The sequence below is a fragment of the Burkholderia sp. APQ4-4ca genome (assembly GCF_057837105.1).
Genome location: NZ_JBYQCG010000076.1, coordinates 197842 through 221191 on the forward strand (window position 1 = coordinate 197842; position 23350 = coordinate 221191).

At 67.2% G+C, this 23350-nt stretch carries 20 protein-coding genes; 13 read left to right on the top strand and 7 right to left on the bottom strand.

Annotated elements, in window-relative coordinates:
• Window positions 1–7: 7 nt before the first annotated feature.
• A complete protein-coding gene (locus AC3IFE_RS09195; RefSeq protein WP_489190317.1) occupies window positions 8–424 on the bottom strand; it encodes a DUF3995 domain-containing protein in 417 nt (138 codons plus the stop codon).
• Between the two features lie 286 nt (window positions 425–710).
• Between AC3IFE_RS09195 and ald the strand changes: the two genes are divergently transcribed.
• Window positions 711–1826 (top strand): alanine dehydrogenase, encoded by a 1116-nt coding sequence (ald, locus tag AC3IFE_RS09200; RefSeq protein ID WP_489190318.1) that lies wholly within the window; start codon window positions 711–713, stop codon window positions 1824–1826.
• A gap of 45 nt (window positions 1827–1871) precedes the next feature.
• Here the strand turns inward: ald and AC3IFE_RS09205 are convergent, their stop codons facing one another.
• The 4 genes from AC3IFE_RS09205 to AC3IFE_RS09220 all read right to left on the bottom strand — a co-directional run bounded on the left by AC3IFE_RS09205 (window position 1872) and on the right by AC3IFE_RS09220 (window position 5077).
• Entirely contained in the window at window positions 1872–2000 is a 129-nt protein-coding gene (locus AC3IFE_RS09205) for a hypothetical protein (RefSeq protein ID WP_489190319.1), read from the bottom strand.
• Between the two features lie 96 nt (window positions 2001–2096).
• Window positions 2097–2489 (bottom strand): TraR/DksA family transcriptional regulator, encoded by a 393-nt coding sequence (locus AC3IFE_RS09210; RefSeq protein WP_089469659.1) that lies wholly within the window; start codon window positions 2487–2489, stop codon window positions 2097–2099.
• Window positions 2490–2876: 387 nt separating this feature from the next.
• A complete protein-coding gene (locus tag AC3IFE_RS09215) occupies window positions 2877–4283 on the bottom strand; it encodes an undecaprenyl-phosphate glucose phosphotransferase (protein WP_489190321.1) in 1407 nt (468 codons plus the stop codon).
• Window positions 4284–4294: 11 nt separating this feature from the next.
• Window positions 4295–5077 carry a Crp/Fnr family transcriptional regulator gene (locus AC3IFE_RS09220; RefSeq protein ID WP_089469658.1) on the bottom strand — a complete coding sequence of 261 codons (783 nt, stop codon included), beginning with the start codon at window positions 5075–5077 and terminating at the stop codon, window positions 4295–4297.
• Window positions 5078–5993: 916 nt separating this feature from the next.
• On the opposite strand from AC3IFE_RS09220, the gene AC3IFE_RS09225 reads away from it, so the two are divergent.
• From AC3IFE_RS09225 to AC3IFE_RS09250, 6 genes are all read left to right on the top strand, one after another.
• Complete coding sequence (locus AC3IFE_RS09225) at window positions 5994–6776, top strand: Crp/Fnr family transcriptional regulator (RefSeq protein WP_179233509.1); 783 nt, start codon at window positions 5994–5996, stop codon at window positions 6774–6776.
• A gap of 179 nt (window positions 6777–6955) precedes the next feature.
• Complete coding sequence (locus AC3IFE_RS09230) at window positions 6956–7207, top strand: acyl carrier protein (RefSeq protein ID WP_179233508.1); 252 nt, start codon at window positions 6956–6958, stop codon at window positions 7205–7207.
• Window positions 7204–8400, top strand: a complete 1197-nt coding sequence (locus AC3IFE_RS09235) for an acyl-CoA dehydrogenase family protein (protein ID WP_489190322.1) — start codon at window positions 7204–7206, stop codon at window positions 8398–8400. Before AC3IFE_RS09230 ends, AC3IFE_RS09235 begins: the two co-directional genes overlap by 4 nt.
• The gene (locus tag AC3IFE_RS09240) at window positions 8397–9371 is read left to right on the top strand and encodes an amino acid--[acyl-carrier-protein] ligase (protein ID WP_489190323.1); all 975 of its coding nucleotides are present in this window, start codon (window positions 8397–8399) and stop codon (window positions 9369–9371) included. The genes AC3IFE_RS09235 and AC3IFE_RS09240 overlap by 4 nt, the downstream gene beginning before the upstream one ends.
• On the top strand, window positions 9368–10423 hold the full coding sequence (locus tag AC3IFE_RS09245; RefSeq protein WP_489190324.1) for a DUF1839 family protein: 1056 nt from the start codon (window positions 9368–9370) through the stop codon (window positions 10421–10423). The genes AC3IFE_RS09240 and AC3IFE_RS09245 overlap by 4 nt, the downstream gene beginning before the upstream one ends.
• 29 nt (window positions 10424–10452) lie before the next feature.
• Window positions 10453–12906, top strand: a complete 2454-nt coding sequence (locus AC3IFE_RS09250) for a glycoside hydrolase family 2 protein (RefSeq protein WP_489190325.1) — start codon at window positions 10453–10455, stop codon at window positions 12904–12906.
• 41 nt (window positions 12907–12947) lie between these two features.
• Here AC3IFE_RS09250 and AC3IFE_RS09255 read toward each other — a convergent pair whose 3' ends face one another.
• On the bottom strand, window positions 12948–14339 hold the full coding sequence (locus tag AC3IFE_RS09255; RefSeq protein ID WP_179233507.1) for a sigma-54 dependent transcriptional regulator: 1392 nt from the start codon (window positions 14337–14339) through the stop codon (window positions 12948–12950).
• 1190 nt (window positions 14340–15529) lie between these two features.
• On the opposite strand from AC3IFE_RS09255, the gene AC3IFE_RS09260 reads away from it, so the two are divergent.
• Window positions 15530–16108, top strand: coding sequence for a GNAT family protein (locus AC3IFE_RS09260; protein WP_050011082.1), 579 nt, complete (start codon window positions 15530–15532; stop codon window positions 16106–16108).
• Complete coding sequence (locus tag AC3IFE_RS09265) at window positions 16105–17682, top strand: mannose-1-phosphate guanylyltransferase/mannose-6-phosphate isomerase (RefSeq protein ID WP_301737918.1); 1578 nt, start codon at window positions 16105–16107, stop codon at window positions 17680–17682. The genes AC3IFE_RS09260 and AC3IFE_RS09265 overlap by 4 nt, the downstream gene beginning before the upstream one ends.
• 77 nt (window positions 17683–17759) lie before the next feature.
• On the opposite strand, the gene AC3IFE_RS09270 is transcribed toward AC3IFE_RS09265, so the two are convergent.
• Window positions 17760–19043, bottom strand: a complete 1284-nt coding sequence (locus tag AC3IFE_RS09270; protein WP_489190326.1) for a right-handed parallel beta-helix repeat-containing protein — start codon at window positions 19041–19043, stop codon at window positions 17760–17762.
• Between the two features lie 291 nt (window positions 19044–19334).
• Between AC3IFE_RS09270 and AC3IFE_RS09275 the strand changes: the two genes are divergently transcribed.
• The 4 genes from AC3IFE_RS09275 to AC3IFE_RS09290 form a co-directional block, all read left to right on the top strand.
• Entirely contained in the window at window positions 19335–20381 is a 1047-nt protein-coding gene (locus AC3IFE_RS09275; protein ID WP_489190327.1) for a glycosyltransferase family 2 protein, read from the top strand.
• 317 nt (window positions 20382–20698) lie between these two features.
• Window positions 20699–21847 carry a glycosyltransferase gene (locus AC3IFE_RS09280; protein WP_489190328.1) on the top strand — a complete coding sequence of 383 codons (1149 nt, stop codon included), beginning with the start codon at window positions 20699–20701 and terminating at the stop codon, window positions 21845–21847.
• Between the two features lie 21 nt (window positions 21848–21868).
• Window positions 21869–22948 (top strand): glycosyltransferase family 4 protein, encoded by a 1080-nt coding sequence (locus AC3IFE_RS09285; protein WP_301737961.1) that lies wholly within the window; start codon window positions 21869–21871, stop codon window positions 22946–22948.
• A gap of 130 nt (window positions 22949–23078) precedes the next feature.
• On the top strand, window positions 23079–23350 hold a 272-nt coding region (locus AC3IFE_RS09290), incomplete at its 3' end, for an acyltransferase family protein (RefSeq protein ID WP_489190329.1).

A 23350-nucleotide genomic window follows, 5' to 3' on the forward strand; every position in this document is an offset into this window, starting at 1 on the left:
TCGCCACTCACCCCGGCCAGAACATCGACGCGATCGACAACGCCAGCGCCGCGCACAGCGGCGAGTAATACAGCGTGTCCATCCGCGCGAAACGCGACCCGCGTATCCGTTTGAAGAAGCCGACATAGCGGAAATCGCCGACGGCCCGCACCGCGAAGATCAATGCGAGCGCAACGACCGCGAACGCGATCGTGCAGGGATATGCATTGCGGCCGAGCCAGCCGGCACGCGCGGCGACCACGCCTGCGCCGCCCAGCAGTGCCATCGCGAGCGCAAGCGTGCCGACGGCAGTCGGCCGCAACAGCGGCACGCCGTCCTGCTCCGGAATGGCCGCACGCTTGCCCCGCCGCCCGCCGAACGCCCAGTAGACGTGCACGAACGCGATGGCGCAAAGCGTCGGCACGCTGAAATACGCAGCGGTCATGTCGATCAATGTCCTCGTCTCGTCGTTTGCGGAAAGGATGTCGGCACACGGCCTCGCCCCGCGGCACGCAAGACGATACCGAAACCCGGCCGCGCGCGCATTGCGACTTCCGGTCGCAACCGGTCGCCGCGCATGCTGCGCTGCAGTGCGCATGAGCCGTCGCGCAGGCCGGCCGCTTGACTTCCCTCGAGGCACTACTACGCTGTTATTCCAGTACTGCGGTCGGCCCGCCGCTGGCAAGCGGCTGCCCGCACGACGACGACAACGAAGGCCATGGAGGCGACTCATGCTGATCGGTGTGCCGAAGGAGATCAAGAACCACGAATACCGTGTCGGCCTCACGCCGGCCGGCGCGCGCGAACTCACGCGGCACGGCCATCGCGTGCTCGTGCAGCGCGGCGCGGGCACGGCGATCGGCCTGCTCGACGACGACTACACGGCCGCGGGCGCGTCGCTCGGCGACGGCGCGGACGAAATCTTCGCGCGCGCCGACATGATCATCAAGGTGAAGGAGCCGCAGCCGGCCGAATGCGCGATGCTGCGGCGCGGCCAGATCCTCTATACGTACCTGCATCTCGCGCCCGATCCCGACCAGGCCGCCGCGCTCGTGAAATCCGGCGCGGTCTGCATCGCATACGAAACCGTGACGGGCCCCGGCGGCGGCCTGCCGTTGCTCGCGCCGATGAGCGAAGTCGCGGGCCGCATGTCGATCCAGGTCGCGGCGACCCACCTCGAAAGCCCGCGCGGCGGCCGCGGCGTGCTGATGGCCGGCGTGCCCGGCGTGCCGGCCGCGCACGTCGTCGTGCTCGGCGCCGGTGTGGTCGGCACCGGCGCGCTGCAGATGGCGGTGGGCTTGGGCGCGCGCGTCACCGTGCTCGACACCAACGTGAACCGGTTGCGCCAGCTCGATCTCGTGTTCGCCAACCGGATCGCGACCGTGTGCTCGAACGCGCATACGGTCGACGAAGCCGTGCGCGATGCCGACGTCGTGATCGGCGCCGTGCTCGTGCCGGGCGCATCGGCGCCGCGGCTCGTCACGCGCGACATGATCGCGACGATGCGCAAGGGCGCGGTCGTCGTTGACGTCGCGATCGACCAGGGCGGATGCTTCGAGACCTCGCATGCGACCACGCACGCGGCGCCGACCTTCGTCGTCGACGGGGTGGTCCACTACTGTGTCGCGAACATGCCCGGCGCGGTCGCGCGCACGTCGACCTTTGCGCTGAACAATGCAACGCTCGGCCATGCGCTCGCGCTCGCCGACAAGGGCTGGAAACAGGCGATGCTCGACGATCCGCATTTGCGCGCGGGCCTGAACGTGTGCGACGGCCACATCACGTACGAAGCGGTCGCGCTGGCGCTCGGCCTGCCCTACGTCCCGGCGACCGGCGTACTCGGATGACCTTGCCGACATGCGTCGAACGCGTCGCGTGCGGCCGCGTTGCGTTCACGCGTCGTTCGAGCGGCTCCGCGTCGCGCCGCTGCCGCCCGCGCTGCCCGCACCGCCCATCGTGCGCGCCGGCAGCGGCCGCCGTTGCGCGAGCGTGCGCGTGGTCAGTAATGCGGCGTCAGCCAACCGCGCCCGATCGACGGAAACCCCCGGGATTGTCGCCGTTCGCGATCATCATCGGGATGTCGCGGCCATAGTCGGCGATCGGACGCACGCACGACGTCACAGCGATGCGCGCGGTGTCGTCGCGTAGCGCCGTTCGTAGAGCGACTGGCAATGCGTGCAGCGTTCGGCGGTCGGGCGCGCCAGCAAGCGCTGGTAGCCGACCGAGCCGTCGCAGTCGATGCATTCGCCGTAACTGCCGTCGCGCATGCGCTGCTGCGCGCGGCCGATCGCGCGCAGCTCGGTCAGCTTCATGCCGATCAACGCATGGTCGACGTCGACGAATAGATCCGCGTTCGCCTCGTCGCCCTCGTCCGGCGCCGCGCCGGCAAGCTCCGCGTAGGATTCCGACGCGCGCTGGTCTTCGCTCGCACGGATCTCCGCGCGCAACGTCTGCTCGCTCTCGTTCAGCCGCTGCTTCAGCGTCTGCCGTTGTTGTGGGTCGAGCGACATGGCCGACTCTCCTGTTCCGGGTTCCGCGCGAGACAAGAGCGGCGCGCGGTATCGCACCGGTGCGCGACGGCGCAGGCCTGACCTGCGCGGTCGCATCCGGATGGGCGGCCGGACGCGCGAAACGCCGGACGCATGCGACGCAGGATAAACCCATTGAACACGCGTGTGTTGACCGGAATCAGCGTGCCGTTCACGCAGCGGCAGCGGTGCGAAAACTGGGGACGGACGCGCAATCCCGCCCGACGGCGCGCGCGGCGAAGCGCGTCGGCGTAACCGCAGCGCAGCAATTTCCGCGCGGTCGCCTCGGTTCTTTCCGCGCCCTCGAACCGCCATCGCGCGGTCGATACGATCGCTCGCGCGCCACGCCGCTGCAATCATTCGGGATCCTCAGAACGCGTTGCGCCCGATGAAGCCGCGCACCACCGTCATCAGGATGATCTTGATGTCGAACCAGAAGCTCCAGTTCTGCATGTAGAACAGATCGAACTTCACGCGCGCCGCCATCGCCTCGACCTTGCGCGTTTCACCGCGATAGCCGTTCACTTGCGCCCATCCTGTGATGCCGGGCCGCACGCGGTAGCGGTACATGTAGCAGTCGATCAGTTGCCGATACAGGTCGTCGTGCTCGATCGCGTGCGGACGCGGGCCGACCACCGACATCTGCCCGAACAGCACGTTGAAGAACTGCGGCAGCTCGTCGAGCGACGTGCGCCGCAGGAACGCGCCGACGCGCGTGATGCGCGAATCGTTGCGCGACGCCTGCCGCACGACGCCCGGCTGCGCACGATGCACACGCATCGTCCGGAACTTCAGGATGTCGAACTCGCGGCCGTCGACGCCCTTGCGACGTTGCCTGAACAGCACGGGCCCCGGCGACGACAACTTCACCGCGATCGCGAGCATCGTCAGCAGGGGCAGCAACGGAATCAGCACGCCGAACGCGAACAGCCGGTCGAACGCGAACTTGGCCCACAGCTCCGGCGCGGAGCGCGGCGTGGTCGCGAGATTGATCGCCGGCATGCCGAGCACGTCGGTCGCGGAACGATCGACCACCGCCATCTGCCGCACGTCGGGCAGCAGCCGCAACTCGACGAACTCGTCGCGCAACTCGCGCACGATGCGCTGGATCCGCCACTCGTGCGACATCGGCAGCGTGAGCCACACCTCGTCGATGTCGCCGCCGCGAATCCGGTCGCGCAACGCGTTCCAGTCGGCGATCACCGGTACGCCGCCGATGCCGCCCGCGGCGGCCGGCGCATCGTCGTCGAATACGCACGCGGCCGCGAAGGGGCCGTTCGGCGCGAGTTGCATCCGCTCGATCGCCACGCGCCCGTAAGCCGTTGCGCCGACGACGGCAACGCGGCGCTGGCGCGCACGCGAGTCGGCGCGCGTCAATGCGAGCGCCAGCAGCGCCGCGCGGCCGAGCAGCAGCGCCGCGTCGCCGGCCAGCACCGTGCGCGCGATCCAGCGGGTCGTCACCGTGCCGCCGCGATTCATGATCCACATCGTGCCGGCCACCGTCAGCACACTCGCGCATACCACCGCCACCAGCGTGTGCGTCAGCACGTGCGCGCCGCCCTGCACCGCCACGCCGCCGCGCACGGTGCGCAGGTAGCGCGGCAGCAGCGCCACCGTCAGCACGCACAGCAGCGCGATCGCGCCGCGCTGCGCGTCGGACAGCGCATGCCAGCCGAGCCCCGACGCCGCCTGCGCGGCGAGCGCCCCGGCCAGCACGAGCACGACGTCGGCCGCCGCGATCGCGGCACGCCGGATCGCATTCGTTCCACCGGACATCGACTGCATCGTCACGCACCGTGTACGGGGAATCCGCGGTGCGCGTCCGGCATGCGCGGGCGAACCGTCGTCGGCCTCGCATGCTCGCGCGTGCCGAGCAACCGCCGATAGTCGGCGCGAATCAGGTTGTAGCATTCGCACGCGTGATGTTCGAGGCCGTCGCGGTCGAGCACCGTGATGCGGCCACGGCGTTGCCGGATCAACCCGGCTTCCTGCAGGTTTCCGGCCGCTTCCGTCACGCCCTCGCGCCGCACGCCGAGCATGTTCGCGATCGTCTGCTGGGTGACGGCCAGCTCGTCGCCGTCGATCCGGTCGTGCGCGAGCAGCAACCAGCGGCTGAGCTGCTCGCTGACCGAGTGATGCCGGTTGCACAGCGCGCTGCGCGAAATCTGCGCCATCGTCGCCTGACAGATGTTGAGCAACAACCGGTAGGTCTGCGCCGACCGCTCGAATTCGGCGCGCATCACGCAGCTCGGCACGCGAAAGGCCATTCCGCCGATGCGCACCTCGACCCGGCTCGACGCGGCGATGCCGCCGACCAGCGTCCCCAGCCCGACCACGCCCTCGCGGCCGACCACCGCCACCTCGACCATCGCACCGTCCTCCATCAGGTGCTGCACCGACATCATCGCCGTCGTCGGAAAATGCAGATGACGCATCGGCTCGCCGACCCGGTCGAGCATCCCGGCCTTGATCCTGACCAGTTCGAGATGCGGGGCGATGGCGCGGATGCTGTCCTCCGGGAGGGCAGCAAGAATGGCGTTCGCCGAATAGCTCGAGTGAAGATGAAGCATGTCTGTATCCCTTTTATCGTCCGCGCCACCAGCAGTAGGCACGGAACTCGTTATCGCGATGCGCGCCCGGACATTGACAGCGGTTGCGGCCCACAACCCTGAATCCGACTGATCATCGGCTTGTCAACGCCGAATTAAGTCGACCGCCCCGTTTCGACACGCCATCCCGAATAAGCGATTTACGTGCCAATAGCCGCCCGTCCTTAATATATGAATCACGTCCGATTTAGAGCCCCCGAATAACCGACCCCAAAGCCGAAAAAACGTCTCATTTCCGGACACTCCCCCATGCGGCGGACACAGCACGCATTCGACTGATCAATTCCCGCGCGCCGGATCAGGATGGTGGCGTGGCGGCCGCGATGCTTATCGTTCAAATACTTACGGCCGATTTTCAATTGTTTCCGTGATGTGCGGCGCAGCATTTGCCGGCGTCGCCGCGGCGCACACGCTCGTTTCAAACTGTCTCAAATTTGAATCGGCACACTAATTCCTGGCTCTGTCCACTACCGCACACATCACTCGCAAGCCATTGATATAAATGAAAAATCAGGCGATCCCCATTTATTTGTCAAATAATGTTCAATGTCTTCTTGCCACTTTAGCTGTACGATTCGTCACGTTGTCCGATTGATTCCAGTCGACATAGAATGACGAGCAAGCTCACGATTCCATTTCCGGATGATTAATTCCAGAGAAAGGAATCCTTAAATCGATATAACGTTTGCGCCCAGTCTAAATCGTCAAACTTTGTGAAATGGCCAAATGTGGAATTGGCTGAATTCAATTGCGTGCTAGCCTTTTTTGCGAGTATCGTCATTCCGCTTTTTTTGATCAACAAAGTCCGCACGATCGTGCGATTTCCATTCCGGACTTCGCCGAAGCGACGCGCGACCCCCACCTGCGAGGATGCGCCGTGACTCATCAGGCCGCCGAAGCCGTCGCCTATGCGAACGGCATGATCGAGCTTTCCCACAGCTTCGACGCCAACCGGTTTCTCGCGGCCATCGACCGCGACGAACTCGCCACGCTGAGGCCCCACCTGCAACTCGTTCACCTGAAATCCGGGCAGGTGCTGTGCGAACCCGGCGAAATGCTCGCCGCGGTCTACCTGCCGGTCACGACCGCGATTTCGCTGCAGTACGTGTCGTCCGGCGGCATGACGCTGGAAGTCGCGGAGATCGGCAGCGAAAGCGTGGTCTGCGACGACGTGATCGGCGGCAGCGGCCGGATGCCCTGCCGCGCGGTCGCGTGCCGCGACGGCTTCGTCTACCGGCTCGACCGGCGCGTCTTCGCGGCCGCGTTCGAGGCGTCGCCGGTGATCCGCCATCTCGTGTTCGTGTGCGTGCGGCTGCTGATGGCGCAAGTCGCGCAGATCACGTTCTGCAGCCGTCATCACGTGCTCAAACATCAGTTATGCAGATGGTTTCTGCTCGCGTTCGACCGCACGCGCAGCATCGAGATCCAGGTGACGCACAGCATGCTCGCGCAAATGCTCGGCGTGCGGCGCGAAACGGTCACGGACGCCGCGGGCGAAATCCAGAAGCTCGGCCTGATCCGGCAATACCGCAGCTCGATCGAGCTCGCGGACCTCGACGGCCTCGAGAAAATGTCGTGCGGCTGCCGCGCGATCGTGCGCGACGAGATGAAGCGCATCCTGTCGGCCGACTCCGGCGTGCCGGCCGCGTCGCGCGCGTGATCGGCGCGCCGGGCCGGGGCGGCGCTTCGACGCCGCCCGCGTGCCAGGTCAGCTGTTTGTAGGGTGGCGAACAGAACGCCGCGTCTGCCGATGGTCTACTGATGCCGGACTGCCGGGGGATGTCAGCGCTTGTCGCGCGTCTGCCCGAGCGGACGACACCACGCACGCCGGAGCAGCACGTGAAAAACGAAATCAGAACCATCCTGAAGCACGTCGCCCACCTCGAAGCCGCGATCGACTCGATCGGCGACGGGGACGACCTCTACGAAGCGGGCCTCTCCTCGCTCGATACGATCCAGCTGATGCTCGCGATCGAAAAGCAGTTCAACATCGAGATTCCCGACGAGATGCTGAACCGCAACCTGTTCCGCAGCATCGACGCGCTCGCGGACACGATCGTCACGCTGCAACGCACCGAGCACTCGGCATGAGCGCGCTGCTACCCGAACTCGCGTCCGACAGCGATTCGCATCGGCTCGACGAAGCCGCGCATGCCGTCGCGCAGATCGCCGCCCAGCACGCCGATGCGGTCGACCGCGACGCGCGCTGCCCCGTCGAGGCGATCGAGGCGATGCGCGCGCGCCGGCTGCTCGGCGCGATGGTGCCGGCCCATCTCGGCGGTGCCGGCGCGTCGCTGGAAGACGTCGCGTCGGCCTGCTCGATCCTCGGCCAGGCGTGCGCCTCGTCGGCGATGGTGTTCGCGATGCACCAGATCCAGGTGGCCTGCATCGTCGACCATGCCGCCGACCAGGGCTGGCACAAGCTGTTCCTGCAGCAGATCGTGCGTCACCAGTGGCTGCTCGCGTCGGCCACGTCGGAAGACGGCGTCGGCGGCAACCTGCGCGCGAGCCAGTGCGCGCTCGAGATCGACGGCGGCGGGTTCCGGCTGCACAAATCCGCGCCGACGATCTCGTACGGCGACTACGCGGACGGCATTCTCGCCACCGCGCGACGCGATGCGGACGCGCCGGCTTCCGAACAGGTGCTCGTCACGCTGCTGCGCGACGGCTACACGCTCACACGCCGCGGCGAATGGGACACGCTCGGCATGCGCGGCACGTGCAGCAACGGCTTCGTGCTCGACGCGCAGGGCGCGGCCGTGCAATGCCTGCCGGTGCCGTTCGCGAAGATCGCCGAGGAAACGATGGTGCCGGTCTCGCACATCCTGTGGGCCGCGGTGTGGATCGGCGTGGCCGGCGACGCGTTTCATCGCGCGCATCAGTTCTTCCGTGCGCAGGCACGCCAGACCGACGGCGCGCCGTCGCCCGCCGCGCGGCGCATCGCCGAATCGCTCGCGCTGATGCAGGCGATGCAGGCGCGCGTCGACAACGTGCTGCGCCTCCACGCGAACGCGTCGGCGCGCTCGTGGTCGGCCGGCATGGCGTGGGCCGCCGAGATCAATACGCTGAAGACCTATGTGTCGGCGACCGCGCTCGAGGTCGCGCACCAGGCGATGATGATCTGCGGGATGGCCGGCTACAAGCAAGGCACGCCGTTCAGCATCGGCCGCCACATTCGCGACCTGCACGCGGCGCCGCTGATGATCAGCAACGACCGCATTGCCGCCAACACTGCGAGCCTGTTGCTCGCGCTGCGTCCCGCGACGCTGGAGAAACACACGTGAACGATCGCCTCGCCGTGCCCACTGCCCCCTCCATTCCCGCCGACGCACCGCTCGACCGTGCGGGCGTCAATCCGCTGCGCGACGCGCTGATCGACGCGGGCCTGCTGGTTTCGACCGGCATCCAGGGCCTGTTCGGCCGCAGCGAGCGATTCGAGCGCGTGGTCGAAGCGCTCGACGCGTTCGTCACGCGCCTCGGCGCCGACCAGCAGGCCGAAGTGCTGCGCTTTCCGCCGGCGATGAGCCGCACCGAGTTCGAGCGCAGCGAATACATGAAGAGCTTCCCGCAACTGGCGGGCAGCGTGCATGCGTTCTGCGGCGACGAACGCCAGCATCAGCGCGTGCTGCAATGCCTCGATCGCGGCGACGACTGGACCGAAAACCAGAAGCCGACCTACGTCGTGATGACGCCTGCCGCGTGCTATCCCGTGTATCCCGTCGTCGCGCGCGCGGGCGCGCTGCCCGCCGACGGCCGGATCGTCGACGTGTTCTCGTACTGCTTCCGCCACGAACCGTCGCTCGACCCGACCCGCATGCAGTTGTTCCGGATGCGCGAGTACGTGCGGATCGGCACGCCCGAGCAGATCGTCTCGTTCCGCGAGACATGGATCGAACGCGGCACGCGGATGATCGACGCGCTGCGCCTGCCGAATGCGATCGATCTCGCGAACGACCCGTTCTTCGGGCGCGGCGGCAAGATCGTCGCGGATAGTCAGCGCGAGCAGAACCTGAAGTTCGAGCTGCTGATTCCGATCGAGCACGACGACCGGCAGACCGCGTGCCTGAGCTTCAACTACCACATGGACCACTTCGGTCTGCTGTGGGACATCCGCACCGCGACGGGCGACGTCGCGCACACGGGCTGCGTCGGCTTCGGTCTCGAGCGGCTCACGCTCGCGCTGTTCCGCCACCACGGCTTCGACATCGACGCATGGCCGAGCGAGGTGCGCGACGTGCTGTGGGGCGCGCGATGAGGTTCGTTTCCCGCGACGGCGAAGACGCGTCGTTCGAGGACGTGCGCCACCGCGCACGCCACTACCGGCCGCACCCGCTGCACAGTCAGGAGATGGTCTGGAAGCAGACCAACTGCTACGTCGACATGTGGCTCGAGGTGCTGCGGTGGTGGGGCCTCAATCCGTATGCGGCGCTGCCGTTTACGATCGCGCTCGATTTCGAGGGCGACCAGTTCACGTTCTTCAAGTTTCCGCACGACGAGCTGGAGCGACTCTACGGGATCGTCGTGCAGGAGCATTCGATCTACGAGCCGCTCGACCAGCACATCGAGACGCAGGTGGCGCGCGGCCGCCTGATGATCGTCGAGGTCGACGCGTGGTTCCTGCCCGATACGCGCGGCGCCAGCTACCGCGCACAGCACACGAAGACGACGATCGGCATCGACGCGATCGACCGCGAGAAGCGCCAGATCGGCTACTTCCACAACAGCGGCTATTACGTCGCCGAGGATTTCGACTACGACGGGCTCATCGGCGGCAGTTCGCCGATGGCGCTGCCGCCGTACGTCGAATGCGCGAAGCGACGCTTTGCGCCGCTCGACGAACGCGCGCTGTGCGAAGCCTCGCTCGCCGCGTTGCAGCGCCACCTGCGGCGCCTGCCGGTCGTCGATCCGATCGCGGCGTTCCGCCGGCAGTTGCAGACCGATGCGCAGATCCTCGCGGAAGCGCCGCTCGAACGCTTCCATGCGTACTCGTTCAATTCGGTGCGGCAGCTCGGCGCGAATTTCGAACTGTTCGGCCACTATGCGCGCTGGCTGCAGGCGAGCGGCTGCACCGGGCCGTTCGCCGAGATCCGCGCCGCGTGCGATCGGATCGCGTCCGAAGCGATGGTGCTCGAATTCCGGCTCGCGCGCGCGTGCGCGCGCGGCAAGGAAGAGCGCGGCGATTCGACGCTCGAAGCGATCGAGGCCGCGTACGTCGACCTCATCGCGTGCGCGCGGCAGATCGGCGCGCCGCTGCGGCACGTGACGCCCGTGCGCGCCGACGCGGTGCCCGTGCCGGCCATGCGGTGACGCGCGCGCGCCCCCTGCCCGCGTGGTCGATGCGGGCGACGGCCGCGGGCGCCGTGCAAACGCCGCGCGACCTCCCCGCCAACCATGACGGCTGGATCGCGGCGCCGGTGCCCGGCACGGTCGCGCAGGCGCTCGCGCTGGCCGGCCGGCTCGACGAAGCCGCATCGCTCGACGAGCGCGACCATTGGTATCGACTCGAGCTGCGCGGGCGCGGGCCGCGCATCCTCCGTTTTCACGGCCTCGCGACGCTCGCGCAGGCCTGGCTCGACGACACGCCGATCCACAGCTCGGACAGCATGTTCGTTGCGCACGACGTGCCCGTGGCGCTCGACGGCACGCACCGGCTGACCGTCTGTTTCCGCGCGCTCGCGCCGCACCGGCGCGACGCGCGGGCGCCGCGGCGGGCGCGCTGGCGCACGCGGCTCGCCGAACCGGCCGCGCTGCGCACGATCCGCACGTCGCTGTTCGGGCATATGCCGGGCTGGTTTCCGCCGTATGTGCCCACCGGCCCGTGGCGGCCCATCGACGTGCTCGATCCGGCCGACGGGCCCGTTCTCGCCGATTGCACACTGCATGCACGCGTCGAAGGCGACACGGGCTGGCTCGAGGCGGAACTGACGTTCGCCGCGCCGCTGCCCGACATGTTCGCGGCGCGGCTGTCGTGCGGCGAACATCACGCGACGCTCGAACGGGCCGGCGCCGACCGGCTGCGCACGAGCGTCGCGATACCGAACGTGCGCCGCTGGTGGCCGCATACGCACGGCGAACCGGCGCTCTACGAGATCGCGCTGCATATCGGCGATGCGCGCCGGTCGCTGGGCTCGACGGGTTTTCGCACGATCGACGTCGACTCCGGCGACGACGGCAAAGGCTTCGGGCTACGCATCAACGGCGTGCCCGTATTCGCGCGCGGCGCATGCTGGAGCAGCGCCGCGCCGCTCGCGCTGCACACTGACGATGCGACCTACGGCCGCCTGCTCGGGCTCGCGCGCGACGCCGGCTTCAACATGATCCGCGTCGGCGGCACGATGGCCTACGAGGCCGACGCGTTCCACGCATGGTGCGACCGGCTCGGGCTGCTGGTCTGGCAGGACTTCGGTTTCGCGAACTTCGACTACGCGCTCGACGATCCCGCGTTCGCGGCCAACGTCGATCGCGAAGCGATCCAGTTCCTGTCGCGTCACGGCGCTTCGCCGTCGCTCGCGGTGCTGTGCGGCGGCAGCGAGATCGCGCAGCAGGCCGCGATGTCGGGGCTCGGGCCGAAGCAGCGTTTCCTCGAGCTGACGGCCGACAGGCTGGCCGGCCACGCGGCCGCGCACCGCCCCGATGTCCCCTACGTGCCCGATTCGCCGGACGGCGGCGTGCTGCCGTTTACGCCGCGCGAACGCGTGTCGCACTACTACGGCGTCGGCGCATACCTGCGCCCGCTCGACGACGCGCGCCGCGCGGACGTGCGCTTTGCCAGCGAATGCCTCGCGTTCGCGAACGTGCCGTGCGATGCGACGCTCGCGGAACTCGGCTGGCCGGGCGTGCACGAACCGCGCTGGAAGGCGGCCGTGCCGCGCGACCCCGGCACGTCGTGGGATTTCGACGATATCCGCGACCATTATCTGCAGACGCTGTACGACGTCGCGCCCGACCGGCTGCGGCGCGAGGACCCGGCCCGCTATGTCGAGCTGTCGCGTGCGGTGGTCGCGGACGTGATGCGCGAGACGTTTTCCGAATGGCGGCGCACCGGTTCGCGTTGCGCGGGCGCGCTCGTGTGGCAGTTCCAGGACGTGATGCCGGGCGCCGGATGGGGCATGATCGACGCCGCGCACCGGCCGAAATCGGCGTGGTATGCGCTGCGCCAGGTGCTGCAACCGATCCAGGTGCTGCTCGTCGACGAAGGCCTGAACGGGCTCGACGTGCATGTGGTCAACGAACGCCCGGCGCCGCTGTCGGCCTCGATCGAGCTGGTCGCGCTACGCGACGGCCGCACGCCGGTCGCGCGGGCCGGCTGCCCGGTGCGGATCGCCGCGCACGACACGGTACGGCTCGGCTCGGCCGAGCTGCTCGGCCGCTTCTTCGACTGGACCTACGCGTACCGCTTCGGCCCGTGCGAACACGATACGGTCGTCGCGACGCTGCGCGCCGACGACGGCACGCTGCTGTCGCAGGCGTTCCATTTCCCGTCCCGCACGCATCCGGCCGTGCTGGCGCGTCGCGAACCCGGGATCGAAGCATGCGTGTCCCGCACCGGCGCAACCTGGCACGTCGACATCGACACGCGGCACGTCGCCCGCCACGTGCAGATCGACGCGCCGGGCTTCATGCCGAGCGACGACTGGTTCCATCTCGCGCCCGGCACGCCGGCGCGCATCGCGCTCGTGCCGATACGGCTTGACGGGAAGCCGGCGGGAGCGAACGACAACGTCGCGCCCACGGTGGACGTCCGCGCCGTGAACGCCGCGCGCGCGGTGCGCGCGACGCAGGCCGGCTGACACGACGCGCGCGGCAGCCGCGCGCATCGTGCCGCCGCGCATCAATCGGACGAGCCCGTCCCGCGCGGTCGCTCGATGCCGTACGCCTCCATCCAGCGATACAGCGTCGCGCGCGACACGCCGAGTTCGCGCGCCGAAGCGGCGACGCGCCCGCGCGTCCGCAGCAACGCGGTTTCGATCGCCTCGCGCTCGATCGACTTGCGGATGTCGGCGACCGACGGCGACGCCGCATCCAGACAATATTCGAGCTCGAGATCCTGCGCGGTGATCAGACGCCCCTCCGTCATCACGACCGCACGGCGCACCCGGTTGATCAGTTCGCGGACATTGCCGGGCCAGTCGTGCTTGTAGAGCGCCGTGATCGCATCCGTCGAGAACCCGCGCACGCGATGGCGCGCATCGCCGCGAAAACGTTCGAGCATGTGGTGCGCGAGCAGTTCGATGTCCTTGCCGCGCGCGCGCAGCGGCGGCTGGTCGATGCGCATCACGCACAGCCGGTGGAACAGGTCGGCGCGGAAACGCCCTTCCTCCATCGCATCGCGCAGGTCGACGTGCGTCGCCGACACGATCCTGACATCGACCGGCACCGGATCGCTACCGCCAAGACGGTGAATCGAACGCTCCTGCAGAAACCGCAGCAGGCTCGCCTGGCTTTCATGCGGCAGGTCGCCGATCTCGTCGAGCAGCAGCGTGCCGCCGTTCGCGGCCTCGACGTAGCCGATCTTGCGCGCGTTCGCGCCGGTAAACGCACCGCGCTCGTAGCCGAACAGTTCGGATTGCAGCAGATGCGGTGGAATCGCGCCGCAATTGACCGCGACGAACGGGCCGTTGCGCCGCTCAGAATGACGGTGGATCGCGACGGCCGTGAGTTCCTTGCCGGTTCCCGTCTCGCCGAACACGAACACCGGTGCGTCGGTGCGCGCGAAACGCCGCACCGTATCGAACAGCCGCAGCATCGCGCTGCAGGTGCCGACGATGCCCTTTTCCTCCGATTCGAGCTGTTCGCGATCGCGCGCGAACAGGCACTCCATGCCGTACGCATGGCCGACCGTATCGGCGATTCGCTGGTGCGACGCCGGCAGCGTGACGTAGTCGAAGCAGTAGTCGCGCAACAGCGCGCGCACGTTCGGCGAGGCCGTCTGGCCGACGTCCACGAGCGCCACCCAGACGACGTCGCGCATCGACGCGCAGGTCGACGCGATGCTGCCGATCGCATCGGCATGGCCGCCGCTCAAGTCGAGAATGCCGCAGGTAATTTCGCCCGACGTGTCGCGCAGCTCGTTCGCATGCGCGACGACCGTCACTTTCCAGTCGCGGCGCGACAATTCCTTTCGCAGCATCACGGACGGCGACTGCGTCCAGTAAATCAGCGGACGCTGCCCGTTACTGCTCCCCGCGCCGGCGCTCTTATCGCGCGTTATTGGCATATTCATAACGAACCGTCACTCTCTGCACTCCGCGAACCGTTCGCGTGCGCTACGGCCGGCGGCGCATGGCCGCCTTTCCGCGCTGCGTTTCCGTAGCTTTGGCGAAGATCGAAACTGCACACGGCGAAAACCCCCGGAGGTCGAGCCGGATGTCATCCGGCCTCGTTGTCATCGAACTCGAACGGAATGCGCGGCTGCGGGAGCCATGACATTCCGGCTTTGAAGCGACCCGCCGTCAGGCGGGGCACGCCGGCAAACGGACAATCCGTCCGCATGTGCGTCGCGTCGTAGACGACGGTCGCGCCCGATACGGAACCGGAAGGCCGCCAAACCGCGCCCGGATTGGCCGCCCCATTTCATCCGCACCTCAATTTACACCCCGTTTCGAGATGACCTTGTTACCAAAAGATAATCCTGAATCAGTCGGTTACGCTGCCCGTGACCCGGCGCTGCGCACTTTTGGCCACTGAGATTTGATTATCTCCGACCATTCCCGTCAATCAGTGGCAAATACTACTTTTCCGCAAGATTGACACTGTCGATTACCTGCGATTTTCACCGAAATCTCCCAAAAGTGCGTGGGACCGTCCGCCCGGACCGCATAATCGCGAGCGCAGCCGGGTCGCGGCATCGCATGGCGCCGGCGCGCGGGCTGCCCAGCCGTTACACGTCGTAATCACCGGCATCGCGCCGCGCCGCCACTTTTCGGCGAATTCTCGCCGACAACCGTGGGTTCCAGGCGTCGGGCGCCCGGAACCAGCGCCGCGCGGTGCAGCGCGACGGCCCTCCTGGCGATCGGCCGCCCCGCAGGTCTCGACCGGAAGCCGACGCACCGGCCGATCACCATGGCGGTGCAACCGCGCGACCGGCCCATCGGAAAACACCGCAATCCTCGGTCCCGCGTCCCGGCGGCTGGTTTGCGTCCGATGTCGGCCGGCGCGCTTCATTGCAGGCCGCGACGATCAATCCATTATGAAAAGGCACCGGCCCCGACGGTGTGTGCTACCGCACATTGCGACGCTCCGCGACGCCCACGTCGCCTCGTATCCCGCGCCGTGCATGCGAATCCGGAGCGTGAGTACGCTTTCGAACAGACCGCCACGCCACGCATCCGGATGATGAAGATCGCCGCGCCGCACGGAACGATCGCGTCCGTGCGGCGCGGCGTGCCGAAGGCATCACGCGAGGACAGCATCATGGAATGGCATTGTTGTGAATTCGAACATCTGAGCGCCGTCGATCTCTATGCAATTCTGCGCGCGCGCAACGCCGTGCTGGTGGTCGAGGATGCGCACACGCATCTCGACATCGACGGCAAGGACGCGGGCGCGCTGCACGTCTATGCGAGCGTGCGCAACGGCGACACCACGGAAGTCGCCGCGTACGCGCGCATCCTGCCCGGCGACGACATCGATCCGGACGTCGTGATCGACAAGGTGCTGACGAGCGAAAGCTGCCGCGACGACGATACGCTCGAACGCCTGATCGGGCGCGCGCTCACCGCCGCGCAGGCCGCATGGCCGGACACCGCGGTGCGCACGCACGTCCCGGCGCCGCGTCAGGCGTTCTACAAACAGTTCGGATTCCGCAAGGCCTACGGTCCGTATCTCGAACAGGGTGCGCCGTTCGTCGGCCTGGTACGGTCGGCCGACCGTGCGGCCGGCGCGCTGCGTCACCTGCTGTCGCGGGCCGTTTCAGTCTCGCGCAACGACGACACGCGCGCCGACGGCCGCGCGCGCACCCGGCTGCCCGCCGATACCGGAGCGAACCGATGACCCGTACCCTTCGCCCCGTTCCCGAACCCGATCTGCCGAGCATCCTGCCGGTGATTCTCGCCGGCGGCTCCGGCACGCGGCTATGGCCGCTGTCGCGCGAGCAGTATCCGAAGCAGTTGATCGAGCTGGTCTCGAACGAGTCGCCGCTGTCGGCGACGGCGCGCCGCCTGAACGGCATCGCGAACGCGTCGCTCGGCGACACGCTGCTGCTCGTCTGCGGCGAACAGCATCGCTTCATGAGCGCCGAGCAAGTGCAAGGCCGCTCGGCGCCCGCCCGCATCCTGCTGGAGCCGGCCGCGCGCAACACCGCACCCGCGCTGACGCTGGCGGCGCTCGACGCGAGCGCGCTCGCCGACGATCCCGTGCTGGCCGTGATGCCGGCCGATCACGTGATCGTCGATGTCGGCGCGTTCCAGGACGCGATCGCACGCGCGGCGCGCTATGCGCAGGAGGGCGCGATCGTCACGCTCGGCGTGCTGCCGCGCCGCGCGGAGACGGGCTACGGCTACATCCAGGTCGGCGAGCCGCGCTCGGGCCGCCACGGCAGCCAGGGCGGCTACGCGATCGGGCGTTTCGTCGAAAAACCCGATGCGACGCTCGCCGAACGCTATCTGCAATCGGGCGATTACTGGTGGAACAGCGGGATCTTCGTCACGCGCGCATCGGTCTGGCTGAAGGCGATCGGCGCGCTCGCGCCGGACATCCACGCCGCTTGCGAAAACGCGTGGCGCGCGGGTGTCGCCGACGATCCGTTCTTCCGGATCGATGCGGCGGCCTTCGACGCGTGCCCGTCGGATTCGATCGACTATGCGGTGATGGAGCGCCTCGCGGAACACGGCGAGCTCGGCATCGAAGGCATCGTGGTGCCGCTCGCGGCGGGCTGGTCGGACGTCGGCACGTGGGACGCGATCTGGGAAATCATGCCGAAGGACGATCACGGCAACGTCGCGCGCGGCCCGATCGTGTTCGAGGATACGCAGGACAGCCTCGTGCGCTCGGAAGGCCGCCTCATCGCGTGCGTCGGGATGAAGGACGTCGTCGTGATCGAGACGGCCGATGCGGTGCTGGTGGCGAACAAGCACGACGTGCAGCGCGTGAAGAACATCGTCGAGCGCCTGAAGACCGACCGCCGCCCGCAGGCGAGCGAGCACCGCAAGGTGCAGCGGCCGTGGGGCCATTACGATTCGATCGATTTCGGCGAGCGCTTCCAGGTGAAGCGGATCGTCGTCGAACCCGGCAGGCAGCTGTCGCTGCAGATGCATTATCACCGTGCGGAGCACTGGATCGTCGTGCGCGGCACCGCGAAGGTGACGCGCGGCGCCGAGACGTTCCTGCTGTGCGAGAACGAATCGACGTATATCGCCGTCGGTGAAGTGCATCGACTCGAGAATCCCGGCCGGATTCCGCTCGAAATCATCGAGGTGCAATCGGGAAATTATCTCGGCGAGGACGATATCGTGCGGTTCGACGATCAGTATGGGCGGACAGTCGTCGGGACGGCTCAACCATCGTCAAGGACGACTTCCGCGCAGCCCACGCCGGTCGTACCGCTCTCGGCCGGAGAACCGGGCTGACGAGAAGGCGGAGGAACGCGACGCCGTTCGACCGCTGCATGCGAATCGCGCCGGCGCGTGGGCCGCGCACCGCACGATCAATCGACGCGTTGGGACCAGCGCGCCCGTCTGACGGATTCGCGCACGCGCGGCAGCAGTGACGTATCGGCGCCGACGGCATCAGGCGCACCCGGCCGCGACAGGCGCGCGCTCGTGCACGGAGCGCCTCTTGCCCGATTGTTCGCAGACGCGCCCGCGGGCGCGCCGGTTGCGCAATCCGGTTCAGGTCCGACCCGCACCGGCATGCCGCCGATTCCCGACAGCCGGTTGTCCGCCAGCCGTATGTCCGATACGTTGCCCCACAACCGAATGCCATCGAATCGCGCATTCGAAACGCGATTGCCGATCACGGTCACGCGCGACACCGAACCGGACCACGTGCTGACCTCGATCGCCGCTTGCTGCGTGAGCGGACGCGCATCGGTCCGGCCCGTCGCAGTCTGGATATCGGCAATCACGTTGCGCTCGATCCGGACGTCGGACGAGCCGACAGTGTGGTTGCTGTCTTCCTGCGCGACGAGAATCCCGGCGCTGACCTGCACGTTGCGCACGATGTTGTCCGAAATCGTAACGTCCGCGCCGCCGACCACGGTGATGCCACGGCCCCACGGGTTGCCCTCCAGCGAGTTGCCGGTAATCATCACGTTGCGGGTCAGCACGCCTTCCGCCTGGTAGCTCACCACGGCGATCATGTCGTCGCCGGTTCCGCGCACGACATTGCCCTGCACCAGCACGTTGTGCGAGCCGTGCGTCATGTGAATGCCGTCCGCCAGCGTCGACAGCACCTCGTTGCCGACGATCGCGACATCCGCGCCGCCGAACACGAAAATGCCCGCCCCTGCGCCGCCGTCGACGATGTTGTCGAGCACCTGCACGTCGCGCCCCGTTACCTCGATCTTCGTCGACCCAGGCGTCGTGAGACGCGTCGCGCCGGTTCCCGTGAGCCGGAACCCGACGAGCGTCGTACCGTCGCCGCGCAGCTCGATCGTCTGATCGTTCGGCGTTGTCGCGATCAACGTCGCGCCGAATCCCGACAGCACCACACGCGCCTGCCGCACGACGAGCGACCGGCTGACGACATAGCGCCCCGGTGCGAATACGAGCCGCTGCCCCGGCCGCAGCGCGTCGAGCGCGCGTTGCAGCGCGTCGCCCTGATCGGCCGCCGCGGGGTCCGGACGCACGTAAGCGTCCGGTACCGCCGCATCGAGCGCGGCCGGTTTGGTCGCGGAGGCCCCGGGCACGGCGAGCTCCGGCCACGATAGCGCGGCCGCCATGCACATGCCGGCGACCACAATGCGCGACAGGCGTTGCAATTCATGCATATCGTACGTTTCCCTGGCAAGTCTTCGTGCGCGTCGAACCGCACGTGTCGACGGCCGACTGCGTGGCCTGCGCGCGAAGCCGACGAAAGCGGCGACGCTCCAACCTTGATTAGATCAGCGGTTCCGAACGGCTTCGGTGCGTCATCAGACCAAGCGCTCGGGCACCGCGTCGACGACGCAATATTCCACGTGTGCGCGAATGCCCGAACGGTAGGCTCGCGAACTGTGCGCAGGCGCGCGATCCGTATCATGACCCCGATCGTCCGCGCGCCGCCCGTCCGACTTCCGCACATGACCGACCTGACCATCGCAATCTGCAACTACAACCACGGCAAGTATCTGCGCGACGCGATCGACTCGGCGCTCGCGCAGACCGCGCGCGGCGTGCGCGTTCTGATCGTGGACGACGGGTCGACCGACGATTCGCGCGACATCATTCGCTCGTACGGCGAGCGCATTGCCGCGGTGTTCCAGGAGAATCGCGGTCAGGTTGCCGCGTACAACCGCGCGCTGGAGCATGTCACGTCGCGCTACGTCATCCTGCTCGACGCGGACGACCTGCTCTATGCCGACGCCGCGGCACGCGTGCTCGCCGCATTCGCATCCGGCGATTTCGTGAAGGTCCATTTCCGTCTCGACGTGATCGCGCACGATGGCGTACGAACCGGCGCGAGCGTGCCGCAGTCGGTGGTCGATACGGATTGCGGCCGCCTGTTGCGCGCGGGCTGGCTGTACCCGTCGCCGCCTGCATCGGGCAATGCGTATCAGGTCGCTGCGCTGAAACGCATTTTTCCGGTGCCGGTCACTGCCGACAATTTGCATGGCGCCGATTTCTACGCGATCTACGGCATCGCGCTGCTCGGTGCCGTCCACATGATCGATGCGACACTCGGCGGCTACCGCATGCACCAGCAGTCGAACGCAGGCGCGGCCGACGGCCCGGCCCTCGCGCTCGCCAATTCGGAAGACGCGGCAACGGGTGCACTGAAGGCCGAACGTCGCTGGTCGATCCTGCGCACGCTCGCCGGCATGCGGTTGCGTGAAGCGCTGCCGGTTGCCCCACGCGACTTCGCCATCGAGAAGGCACGCTTCGCGAGCACGCTGTATCGCGCGCCGTTGGCGCGTCGCTGGCGCTGGTTCCTGTGCGAATCGGGACGTTACTGGCACACCGTGCTGCGCAACCCGTTCTGGCGTCCGGCCAAGAAGGCGGCGGTCACCGTGTTGTCGCTCGCGTGTTTGCTGCCGTCGTCGACGCTGAGCAATCGCGCGATCCGCTATCTGTCCAATCCGCTCGCTCGCGTACGCAAGCCACCCGCCCAGCGCGCCGACGCGCGATGAATACCTTCCGGGCGCGATTGCGGCAGCCGATTCGCTCGTTCGGTTAGCCATCGCACCGAGTGCGCGCGGCATGCGATCCACAATGGTCCGGACCAGTTGATGCATGCGTGACAGTAGACATTCGCGGCCGCGTCGCGTGTTCGTTCGACCAAGCACGACAAACCGGAAGCAATGGCGGCGGCGATCCCGCATCAATCAATCAGGAATGCGTAATGGATTTGACGTTCGGTGTGCGTGACTCGCTGACGACTTGACGATACGCCGCCCCATCGTCGCACAGGGCAACGAACAGCGCGACCGAATCGACAGACCGAGAAATGACCCGAGAAAAGATCGTTCATATTGCCGAAGCATTCGGCGGCGGCGTGCTGTCGATGCTCACCTATCTCGCCAATCATGCCGCCGCGGCCGGCGTGGACGTGACGGTGCTGCACTCGATCCGGCCCGAAACGCCGGCCAATTTCCCGACGCTGTTCCGGCCCGACGTGACGCTGGTCCATGTCGACATGGTGCGCGAGGTCAACGTCCGGCAGGATCTGCGCAGCGTGCACGCGCTCGTCCGTAACCTGCGCGACTGCAAGCCGACCGCGATTCATCTGCACTCGTCGAAGGCCGGCGTGCTGGGCCGCATCGCCGCCCGGATCGCCGCCCCGAATGCAACGGTCCTCTACTCGCCGCACGGCCTGTCATTCCTGCGCTGTGACGTGTCGCCCATCAAGCAGTTCGCGTATCTGAGCTTCGAGCGCATCGCGGCGCGCATCGGCGGCACCATTGTCGCGTGCTCGGGCAGCGAGCTCGGCGAGATCAACGGGAAAGTCAGGCCGAGGTCGGCGGTCCTGGTGGAAAACGGCGTGAACGTCGCGGAAATTCCGGCCCGCCGTACGCGCGACGACCACAAGGTCGTGATCGGGATGAGCGGTCGCGCGTCGTTCCAGAAGAATCATGACGCATTCGTGCGACTCGCCGACACGTTGCACGGCGCCGGCGTCGAGTTTCTGTGGATCGGCGGCAACGCGGCCGAGATCCCGGATTCCGCCGCGCGCGAGGCCGTCGCATGCAGCGGCTGGGTGACCCGCGAGCGAGCGCTGGCGCTGACGTCGGAACTCGACATCTATGTCCAGACCTCGCGCTGGGAAGGCATGCCGGTCGCGCTGATCGAAGCGCAGGTTGCCGGAATCCCGGCCGTGGTGACGAACGTCGTCGGCAATCGCGACGTGGTGATTCACGGTGTGACGGGCTATGTCGCGTCGACCGCCGACGAGATGGTCGAGTACGTGACCACGCTCCGCGACGATCGGCAGCTTCGCGAGCAGATGGGCGAGGCCGCACGAAATCGCGCCATTCAGCGGTTTTCGATGAGCGCGATCTTCCGGCAATGGCATGCGCTTTACGGACTCGGCACCGACGAGCCGCGCGTCGACACGCGCGACTTCAAGCCGGTTGCAGCGGATCACGTCAAAGCCTGATTTCGATATCCCCTTATGGACATGATCTCGTTCAAGAAATCGAAGCCACTCGTCTACAACGGCCGATTCACCACGCAGAAGACAACCGGCGTGCAACGCGTCGCACGTGAGCTGATCGCCGCACTGGTCAAGTTTCAGCCGCAGGATCCGGTCACCGTGCTGGTGCCTCCGCAGCCCGGCATCGAGGTAAGCGGAACGAAGACGGTCAAAGTCGGCTTTTACAAGGGCGTGGTCTGGGAGCAACTGGTCCTCCCGTTGTTCGCGCGCCGCGGCCGCATCGTCAATCTCAGCAATTCGGCATCCATTTTCATCGGCAACCAGATCATCTACATGCACGATGCCGCGGTGTTCGACACGCCCGCGCATTTCTCGCGCCCGTTTCGCATGTGGTACCGGATCATGTTCTGGATCCTGGCGCGCACCTCCGTCTGCGTGCTGACCAACTCCTATTTCTCGCGGGATCGCCTCGCACATCACTGCGGAATTGCCGCGGAGAAGATCAGCGTCGTGCCGCTCGGTGCGGATCATCTCGACACCCTCGAACCGGACGCCAGCGTGCTCGACAAGCATGCGCTGACACCGAACCGGTTCGTGCTCGCGGTCAGCAGCATGAATCCCACCAAGAACTTCGGCCGGCTGATCGCGGCGTTCAGGCAGATCGACGATCCGTCGGTCGATCTCGTCATCGTCGGGATGCGGAACACCACCGTGTTCGGCAAGCAGGACCCCACGGCGGCAGCGGAACCGAACATCAAGTACGTCGGTTATATCAGCGACGAACAATTGAAGGCGCTGTATCAGAACGCCGCATGCTTCCTTTATCCGTCGATCTACGAAGGCTTCGGCATACCGCCTCTCGAGGCGATGCGCTACGGCTGCCCCGCGGTGGTCGGCAAATCGGCCGCCCTGCCGGAAGTCTGTGCCGATGCAGCGCTGTACTGCGATCCGTATTCGCAGGACGACATCGCGCGGAAATTGCGGAGCCTCCTCGATTCCGACGCACTCAGGGCCGAGCTCAAACGCAAGGGAAGCCTGCATGCGGAGAAGTATCGCTGGAGCCGAAGCGCCGAGATGATGAACGCGATATTCGAGCGGCTGTAGGACGTCCGTCGGGCGGCACGACGACCCACTGTCGCCCAGCGCACTGTCCTGCGCATCGGCCCGCCATACAGTGAACGACTGTCCGATATCTCGGCGGTGCGGAACCTGACGGGCCGGCCGCCCCTTCATCATGACTGCTCGCGAAACCAGCCTCGATGTCGCCCGCGGCGCGGGAATCATTCTTGTCGTATACGGGCACGTGCTGCGCGGTGCCGTCTCCGCCGACCTCGTGCCGGCGGGCGCGGCCGACACGGCATTCGCCTGGAACGACTACATGATCTACACGTTCCACATGCCGTTGTTCTTCTTCCTGTCCGGCCTGCATGTCTGCAGCTCGCTGCGCCGCACGCCGCATGGGTTCCTGTGGTCGAAGATCAGGACGATCGTGTATCCGTACCTGCT